The following is an 8,683-nucleotide window of genomic DNA, read 5'->3' on the forward strand; positions in this document are numbered from 1 at the left end:
AAACCCCGCCTTGAGGAAAAACGAATTCACAACGGGGACGGCTTGCGGGCATGCTGTCGCTTGAGAAAACCCCACCAAAGGATATCGGCATGACTTCTACAGATCCGGCAGGCTGGATCGGCAGCGGCGAACGCAAGGCGGACGCGATGGACCCCGGCCATGCCGCGCGCATCGCAGCCACGCTGGGCGGGGTGGCGCCGGCCCAGGGCGAGGCCCTGCCGCCCCTGTGGCAATGGGCGTTCTTCATCAGCACGGTGGGCATGGACGGATTGGGGACGGATGGCCATCCCTCGCGCGGCGGGTTCCTGCCGCCGGCCCAGGACCGCAACCGCATGTGGGCGGGCGGCCGGGTGGAATTCCGCCAGCCGCTGAAAGTCGGCGTGCCGGCAGAACGGGTGTCCACGGTCGCCGACGTCAAGGAAAAGACGGGCCGCACCGGAGCGCTGCTGTTCGTGACCGTGCGCCACGAATACCACCAGGCGGGCGAGATCGTCATCCTGGAAGAGCAGGACATCGTCTACCGGCAGCCGTCGCCGCCCAAGCTTGCGGGCAGCGAACCCGCGCCCCAGGCGCAATGGCGCGATACGGTCAATCCGACGTCCGTGCTGCTGTTCCGCTATTCGGCGGTGACCTTCAATGGCCATCGCATCCATTACGACCATCCCTACGTGACCGGCACCGAGGGCTATCCCGGCCTGGTGGTGCACGGCCCGTTGATCGCCACCGAGATGGTGGCCGCCTTTACCCGCGCTCATCCCAAGGCGCGCCTGACGCATCTGTCGTACCGCGGCCTGCGTCCGCTGATTTCGCCCGCGCCCTTCCAGGTGGCCGGCCGCTTGACCGAGCCGGGCGTGGCCCAGCTTTGGGCCGAGCAGGACGGCACGCTGGCCCACCAAGCTGAACTGAGGTTTACCGAATGAGCACGCAGGCAACCCGCCCTTTGGACGGCATTACCGTCGTCAGCCTTGAACACGCCATCGCCGCGCCGTTCTGCACTCGCCAACTGGCCGACATGGGGGCGCGCGTCATCAAGATCGAACGCCCCGGCAGCGGCGACTTCGCCCGTGGCTACGACGAGCGTGTGCGCGGCCTGTCCTCGCATTTCGTCTGGACCAACCGCTCCAAGGAAAGCCTGACGCTCGACCTGAAGCGCGACGAAGCGGGCGGCATCATGGACCGCCTGCTGGAATCGGCCGACGTGCTGGTGCAGAACCTGGCGCCTGGCGCCGCGGCGCGGCTGGGGCTGTCGTTCGACGCCCTGCACAAGAAGTACCCGCGCCTGATCGTGTGCGACATCTCGGGCTATGGCGAAGGCGGCCCTTACCAGGACAAGAAGGCCTACGACCTGCTGATCCAAAGCGAAAGCGGCTTCCTGTCGGTCACGGGCACCAAGGACGATCCGGTCAAGGCGGGGTGTTCGATCGCCGACATCGCGGCGGGCATGTACGCCTATTCGGCCATTCTGAACGCCTTGCTGCTGCGCCAGCGGACCGGGCTGGGCAGCCGCCTGGACGTGTCCATGCTGGAAAGCATGGTCGAATGGATGGGCTTTCCCATGTATTACGCGTTCGAAGGCGCCGCGCCGCCTGTGCGCGCCGGCGCCGCCCACGCGTCGATCTACCCTTACGGGCCGTTCCCGGTGGGTGACGGGTCCACCATCATGCTGGGCCTGCAGAACGAGCGCGAATGGCGCGTTTTCTGCGCCCAGGTGCTGCGCCAGGCGGACTTGGCCGAAGACCCGCGCTTCCTGTCGAATTCGCAGCGCACCGCCAACCGCGACGCCTTGCGCGACCTGATCGTGGCGGCCTTCGCCGACCTGTCCATCGCGCAGGTCACCCAGCGGCTGGAAGACGCGCAGATCGCCAACGCCCGCGTGAACGACATGGCCGGCGTCTGGGCGCACCCGCAACTGCAGGCGCGCGCGCGCTGGAGCCAGGTGGACAGCCCGGCCGGCAGGCTGCCTGCGCTGCTGCCGCCGGCCAGCAGCAACGCTTTCACGCCGCGCATGGCCGCGGTGCCCTCGGTGGGCCAAAACACCGATGCGGTGCTAGCATCATTGGGATACGCGCCGGATCAAGTGGCGCAGTTCCATGCCTCGGAGGTCGTGTGACGCATCCCGTCGTTCGTAGCGCCCTGTTCGTGCCGGCCTCGCGCGCCGAGCGCATCCCCAAAGCGCTGGCCGCCGGCGCGGATGCCGTCATCGTCGACCTGGAAGACGCGGTCGAGCATCTGGCCAAGGCGTCTGCCCGCGAAGCCCTGTGCGACTTCCTGGGGACGCATCGCCAGACGCGCCTGTGGGTGCGTATCAACGACGCCTCCACGTCCTGGCACGACGACGACTTGAAAGCCTGCCGGGGCCAGCCGGGCGTCGCGGGCATCCTGCTGCCCAAGGCCGAGAGCCTGGCGCAGGTGCGGCACGTGGCGCAGACGGGCTTGCCCGTCATCCCCATCATCGAAACGGCCCGCGGCCTGCTGAACGCGGCCGAGGTCGCGGCCACCCCAGGGGTGGCGCGGCTGGCCTTCGGCAGCCTGGACTACGGGCTGGACATGGGCCTGACGCCCGACTCCCCCGGCGCGGAAACGGTGCTGGACCATGCGCGGGTGCAGGTGCTGCTGCATACCCGTTCTGCAGGGCTGGCGCCGGCGCTGGACGGCGTCCATGCCGGCGTGCAGGATCAGGCCGGGTTGGCGCTTGCGGCGGGCCGCGCCCAGCAGATGGGGTTCGGCGGCATGCTGTGCATCCATCCCACGCAGGTGCCGGTGATCCACGCGGCCTTCGTGCCGGCGCAGGAAGAGCTTGCGTGGGCGCGCCGCGTCGTCGCCACGCACCGCGAGACGGCGTCGGGCACCTTCATGCTGGACGGCCGGATGGTCGATGCGCCCGTCATCGCGCGGGCGCGCCTGGTGCTGGCGCAAGCCGGGGAGCAGGCCGGCGCCTAGCCGGGGCGGATCTCGCCTATCCTCCGGGTTCCCTTCCTTTCTTCACAGGCTGCGCCATGAGCGATGCGCTCTTCATCGGACACACCTATATCGACGTCACCGTGCTGGCCGACGAATGGCCCACGGGCGACGAGAAGAGCGTGGCGCGGGACTATGCCGTGTCTTTCGGCGGCAACGCCGTCACGGCCGCATTCGCGTGCGCACGGCTGGGCTCGCCGCCTGACCTGATCTGCTCGCTGGCGCCCGACTGGCTGGGGCACATGTACACGGACATGGCGGCCGCGCACGGCGTGACGCTGCATGCGCGCCACGTGCGCCGCTCATCCTTGTCCTTCATCATGCCCAATCACGGCAAGCGCGCGATCGTGCGCGCGCGCGACGCAGATTACCTGAACGACTTCCCCCGGCTGGACATCAGCGGCTATCGCGCGCTGCATCTGGACGGCCATCAGCCCGACGCCGCGCTGCACTATGCGCGGGCCTGCCGGCAGGCGGGGGTGCTGACGTCGCTGGATGGCGGCGGCGTGCGCGAGAACACCGACGAGCTGTTGCGCCATATCGACGTGGCCGTCTGCGCGGAGCGCATGTGCGAACAGCTGGGCCTGACGCCGGAAGGCTTGCTGGACCTGCTGAAGGCGCGCGGCTGCCGAATCGGCGCCGTGACGATGGGCGAACGGGGCATGCTCTGGTACGACGAGGCGGGCCGCGTCGACACGCTGCCGTCGCTGGACGTGCCGGGCAACCGCATCGTGGATACCTCGGGGGCAGGCGACGTGTTCCACGGCGCCTATGTCTGGTCTTACCTGAACCGCCCGGACCAGCCCTGGGTGGAACACTTCACCTTCGCGCGTGCGGCGTCGGCTCACAAGATCCAGCATCTGGGCAACGAGGCAGGCCTGCCCAAGGTGGAAGACGTGGAACGGGCGATGATGGCGTTTACCGCCAAGGCAGGGTGATGGCGCCAAGGGCGCCTGACCCGTCAATTCTCGCAGCTATTCAACGATCCGTTCAATCGCCTGATCGTGGATCGCATCGATCCACGCGCTGATCGGCCTGCCCTGCACGGCAATCTGCGGCGCCAGGTCGCGCAGCGGCAGCAGCACGAACGCGCGCAGGTGCATGCGGGGGTGGGGCAGGATCAGCCGTTCGTGATCCAGTTGCGTGTCGCCATACGCCAGCAGGTCCAGGTCCAGCGTGCGCGGAGCGTTCTTGTAGGGGCGCAGGCGGCCATGGCTGTTTTCCAGCGCCTGCAGCGCATCTAGCAAGGCCAGCGGCGGCAGGCGCGTGTCCAGCGCCGCCACGGCGTTCACGAAGTCAGGGCCGGTGGCCTCCACGGGCGCGCTGCGGTAGAACGGCGACGCCGTCACGGCGGCGATGCCGTCGGTCGCCTGCAGTTCGGCCAGCACGCGGCGCAAGGTGGCCGCGCTGTCGCCCAGATTGGCGCCCAGGCCGATGTAGGCGCGGACCAGGGAGGGCGCCACGGTGTTATTCAGCGCTGGCCGGGCCGCGCGGCGAAGAACGGCGCGGACGGCGGCGCTTGCGCGGGGACGACGAGGCCGCCGGACCGCCGCCGCCACCGGCGTCGCCAGCTTCGCGCGGCAGGCGCGAGACTTCTTCGATCATGTCGGCGCGGGTGACGTCGTCGGCGTTGGCCAGATCCATCCACCATTGCGCCAGCACGCTGTCGAACTCGCCGGCCGCGGCGCGCAGCTGCAGGAAGTCGCAGGCGGCGCGGAAGCGCGGCTGTTCGATCATGCGGAAGATGGTCTTGCCCATGCGGCGTTCAAAACGCGGCTGCATGAACCAGATCTCGCGCATGTCCGACGAGAAACGGCGCTGGATGGCCAGCTTCTCGGTCTGTTCGTCCAGTACCGAATCGGCGGCTTGCGACAACGCGGGGATAGTGTGTTCGCCTTGGGCGCGCAGCTGCTTCCAGCGCACGTCCACCTGCTGCCACAGCAGGGCGGCAAACAGGAAGCTGGGGCTGATGGTCTTGCCGGCGCGCACGCGCGCGTCGGTGCGTTCCAGGGCCAGTTCCACGAAGTGTTCGCCGCCGGGCTGTTCCAGCACCACGTCCAGCAGCGGCAACAGGCCATTGTGCAGGCCGTCGGCGCGCAGTTGGCGCAGGCAGTCCATCGCGTGGCCGCAGGTCAGCAGCTTGAGCATTTCGTCGAACAGGCGCGAGGCCGGCACGTTTTCGATGAGCTCGGCCATGGTGCTGATCGGCTGGCGCGTGGCCGGGTCGATCGTGCCGTTGAGCTTGGCGGCGAAACGCACGGCGCGCAGCATGCGCACCGGATCTTCGCGGTAGCGCTTGACCGGGTCGCCGATGATGCGGACCTGGCGCTTCTTCAAGTCGGCCACGCCATTGTGGTAGTCGATGACTTCCTCGTTGTGCGGGTCGTAGTACAGCGCGTTCATCGTGAAGTCGCGGCGCTTGGCGTCTTCTTCCTGCGAACCGAACACGTTGTCGCGCAGGATGCGGCCGTGCTCGTCGGTTTCCTGGTCTTCCGAGGCGGGCGCCCGGAAGGTCGAGGTCTCGATGATCTCCTGGCCGAACACCACATGCACCAGCTGGAAGCGGCGGCCGATGATGCGGGCGCGGCGAAACAGCGGGCGGATCTGTTCGGGCGTGGCGTTGGTGGCCACGTCGAAGTCCTTGGGCTCCAGGCCCACGATCAGGTCGCGCACGGCGCCGCCGACGATATAGCCCTCGTAGCCGTGCTGGCGCAGGACTTCGCAGACCTTGATGGCGTGGCGCGAAACGTTACGGCGGTCAATGCCGTGCTTGTCGCGCGTGATGCGCAACGGCCCCCGGGGTGCCGGCGCGAACAAGCGGCCGACGAATTTTTTTATGGTTTCAGTGATCATTTAGGACTTCGAATCTTCCATGTGGTCGAACAAGTCGATCACTTGCCAGCCGCGTTCCTGGGCGATATTGCGCAGGGTCGGGCTGGGGTTGGCGGCGATCGGACGGGTCACCTTTTCGAGCAGCGGTACATCATTGACCGAATCGCTATAGAAAAACGATTCGGAGAAATCCGCAAGCCCCAGGCCCATATTGGACAGCCAATCGTTCACGCGCACCACTTTGCCTTCCTTGAAGCTGGGCGTGCCCAGGATGCGGCCGGTGTAGCGGCCGCGCAGGTATTCGGCATCGGTGGCCACCAGGTGCGGCACGCCGAAGGCGCGGGCGATGGGGGCGGTGACGAAGCTGTTGGTGGCGGTGACGATGGCGCACAGGTCGCCGGCGTCCAGGTGGGATTGCACCAGCTCCCGCGCGTCGGCGGTGATGGACGGGCGGATGACTTCGCGCATGAATTCCTCATGCCAGTCCGCCAGATCGTACGGCGAATGCGCCGCCAGCAGGCCGAGCATGAACTCGGCGGCCTGCTCGGCCGTGAGTTCGCCGCGGTTGTAGCGGTCCATCAGGTCGTCGTTCTGGCGGCGGGCGATGTCGGGGTCTCCCGCGCGGCCCGTGCGTGCCAGATAGTCGGCCCATTGATAGTCGCTATCCAGCGGCAGCAGGGTGTGATCCAGGTCGAACAGGGCGAGACGTCGGGAGGTCATGTGCGTTGCGAATCAGGGTCTGCGAGCATGGCCCGCAGCAAGGGCAGGGTGATGGGGCGGCCGGTGGCCAGGGAATAGCGGTCCAGCGCGTCGAGCAGCGCGGCCAGTTTGCGGATGTCGCGCTCGTGGTGAATCAACATCCAGTTGATGATTTCAGGGGCCAGGTGCATGCCGCGCTCGGCGGCCTGCGCGGATAGCGCGGCCAGCTTGTCGGCGTCGGACAGCGGGTCCAGCCGGAACACCAGGTCCCAGCCCAGGCGCGTGCGCAGGTCTTCGCGCAGCGGCATCGACAGCGGCGCGCGGTCGCCGGCCAGGGCCAGCGCAAACGCGCGGCCCGTGGCAGCGGATTCGCGCCAGCGGTTGTACAGCGCAAACAGGGCGGCCTGGCGGCTGTCGTCCATGCGGTGCACGTCGTCCACCGCCACGAACTTGGGCATGGGCGATTTGGAATCGGCTTCGGCCAGGCGGCGCAGCATCATCTCGCCATTGGCGGGATCGACGAAGACGGCGTCCGGGCGCGCGGTCAGCGCGCGCAGCAGATGGGTGCGGCCGCAACCCGCCGCGCCCCAGATGTACAGGGCCCGGCCAGGGTTGAGCGCGCGCACGGCTGCCAGCGCTTCCCCGTTGGGGCCGGCGATATAGTTGTTCAGCGATGGCGCTGGCGCGGGAAGAACGTCGAGCAGCAGCTGGCGGTTCATGAGAGGTTATCGATCAGGCTTGCAGCGTCGCGAGGACATGCCGGTGTTGCCGGAAAAGCCAAAAAACGGTGATACAAAGGGCCGGCGCAAGATTAACCCGCCAGAAACTGGCAAAATCCATACCGGCCAACCCAACACTTTAAACCACCTGGGTGGATGGTGTCGCGCTCAAGCGCTTTGCCTGGCTTGGGTTTGCGCCATTTTTGCCCGCCAGCCCGCCTGGCCGGCTCCCGCCGCAATCGCCGCGCCCGGCCGGCTTGAACCCTGCTCAGGCCCGCAACATCGTAAAATGCAGGGCGTTCCACCAAATTCCCAGCAATTGTTACATACCCCACGGCATTTCTCATGACGAATCAACCTAAAGCCCCCTTGACCTACCGCGATGCCGGTGTCGACATCGACGCGGGCGACGCCCTGGTCGACCGTATCAAACCCCTCGCCGCGCGTACCATGCGCCCCGGGGTGCTGGCCGGTATCGGCGGCTTTGGCGCGCTGTTCGAAGTGCCGAAGAAGTACAACGAGCCCGTGCTGGTCTCGGGCACCGACGGCGTGGGCACCAAGCTGCGCCTGGCCTTCGAGTGGAACCGCCACGACACCGTGGGCATCGATCTCGTCGCCATGAGCGTCAACGACATCCTGGTCCAGGGCGCCGAGCCCCTGTTCTTCCTGGACTATTTCGCCTGCGGCAAGCTTTCGGTGGATACGGCGGCGTCGGTGGTGGGCGGCATTGCCAAGGGCTGCGAATTGTCGGGCTGCGCGCTGATCGGCGGCGAAACCGCTGAAATGCCGGGCATGTACCCGGACGGCGAATACGACCTGGCCGGTTTTGCGGTGGGCGCGGTGGAAAAGTCCGCGATCATCGACGGCAAGTCCATCAAGCCGGGCGACGTGGTGCTGGGCCTGGCCTCCAGCGGCGTGCACTCCAACGGTTTTTCGCTGGTGCGCAAGATCATCGAACGCGCCAACGCCCAGCCCACCGACGACTTCCACGGTCAGCCGCTGGTCGACGTCGTGATGGCGCCCACGCGCATCTACGTCAAGCAAGTGCTGGCCGCGCTGGCCAAGCACGGCACCGACATCAAGGGCCTGGCCCACATCACCGGCGGCGGCCTGCTGGACAACGTGCCGCGCATCCTGCAGCCCGGCCTGTCGGCCAAGCTGCACCGCGACGGCTGGGAAATGCCCAAGCTGTTCCAGTGGCTGCAAGAACAGGGCGGCGTGGAAGACACGGAAATGCACCGCGTCTTCAACTGCGGCATCGGCATGGTGCTGGTGGTGGACGCGGCCCAGGCCGACGCCATCGCCGCGACCCTGCGCGAACAAGGCGAAACCGTCAGCAAGATCGGCGAGATCGTCGAGCAGACGGAAGGCATGGCGCAGACCTTCGTGGTGTAAGCGTCCGCCATCAAAAGAAAACCCGCCTTGAACTGACCCCCGAAAGTTGGATGTTGATCCAACCTTCGGGGGTTTTTACA

The 8,683-nt window shown here is 67.3% G+C and carries 9 protein-coding genes; 5 read left to right on the plus strand and 4 right to left on the minus strand.

Annotated elements, in window-relative coordinates; all coding sequences use genetic code 11:
* The first annotated feature begins 89 nt into the window (after positions 1-89).
* From ACO6D5_RS15245 to ACO6D5_RS15260, 4 genes are read left to right on the plus strand one after another with little or no spacing between them, the layout of a single operon-like run.
* Positions 90-920 carry an HTD2 family dehydratase gene (locus ACO6D5_RS15245; RefSeq protein WP_315845672.1) on the plus strand — a complete coding sequence of 277 codons (831 nt, stop codon included), beginning with the start codon at positions 90-92 and terminating at the stop codon, positions 918-920.
* On the plus strand, positions 917-2,110 hold the full coding sequence (locus ACO6D5_RS15250; protein ID WP_485825843.1) for a CaiB/BaiF CoA transferase family protein: 1,194 nt from the start codon (positions 917-919) through the stop codon (positions 2,108-2,110). The genes ACO6D5_RS15245 and ACO6D5_RS15250 overlap by 4 nt, the downstream gene beginning before the upstream one ends.
* Entirely contained in the window at positions 2,107-2,940 is an 834-nt protein-coding gene (locus tag ACO6D5_RS15255; RefSeq protein ID WP_315845671.1) for a CoA ester lyase, read from the plus strand. Before ACO6D5_RS15250 ends, ACO6D5_RS15255 begins: the two co-directional genes overlap by 4 nt.
* Positions 2,941-2,996: 56 nt before the next feature.
* Positions 2,997-3,896 (plus strand): PfkB family carbohydrate kinase, encoded by a 900-nt coding sequence (locus tag ACO6D5_RS15260; RefSeq protein WP_315845670.1) that lies wholly within the window; start codon positions 2,997-2,999, stop codon positions 3,894-3,896.
* Between the two features lie 36 nt (positions 3,897-3,932).
* Here ACO6D5_RS15260 and ACO6D5_RS15265 read toward each other — a convergent pair whose 3' ends face one another.
* From ACO6D5_RS15265 to hda, 4 genes are read right to left on the minus strand one after another with little or no spacing between them, the layout of a single operon-like run.
* Entirely contained in the window at positions 3,933-4,421 is a 489-nt protein-coding gene (locus tag ACO6D5_RS15265) for a 2-amino-4-hydroxy-6-hydroxymethyldihydropteridine diphosphokinase (RefSeq protein WP_485825844.1), read from the minus strand.
* A gap of 4 nt (positions 4,422-4,425) precedes the next feature.
* Positions 4,426-5,811, minus strand: coding sequence for a polynucleotide adenylyltransferase PcnB (pcnB, locus tag ACO6D5_RS15270; protein ID WP_315845669.1), 1,386 nt, complete (start codon positions 5,809-5,811; stop codon positions 4,426-4,428).
* Positions 5,812-6,510, minus strand: a complete 699-nt coding sequence (locus ACO6D5_RS15275) for an HAD-IB family hydrolase (RefSeq protein WP_315845668.1) — start codon at positions 6,508-6,510, stop codon at positions 5,812-5,814.
* Positions 6,507-7,208: a DnaA regulatory inactivator Hda gene (gene hda, locus ACO6D5_RS15280; protein ID WP_088587700.1), complete on the minus strand. Its 702-nt coding sequence runs from the start codon at positions 7,206-7,208 to the stop codon at positions 6,507-6,509. The genes ACO6D5_RS15275 and hda overlap by 4 nt, the downstream gene beginning before the upstream one ends.
* 345 nt (positions 7,209-7,553) lie before the next feature.
* Between hda and purM the strand changes: the two genes are divergently transcribed.
* Positions 7,554-8,603, plus strand: coding sequence for a phosphoribosylformylglycinamidine cyclo-ligase (gene purM / locus ACO6D5_RS15285; protein ID WP_315845667.1), 1,050 nt, complete (start codon positions 7,554-7,556; stop codon positions 8,601-8,603).
* Positions 8,604-8,683 lie beyond the last annotated feature (80 nt).

The sequence above is a fragment of the Achromobacter sp. genome, from assembly GCF_057314935.1.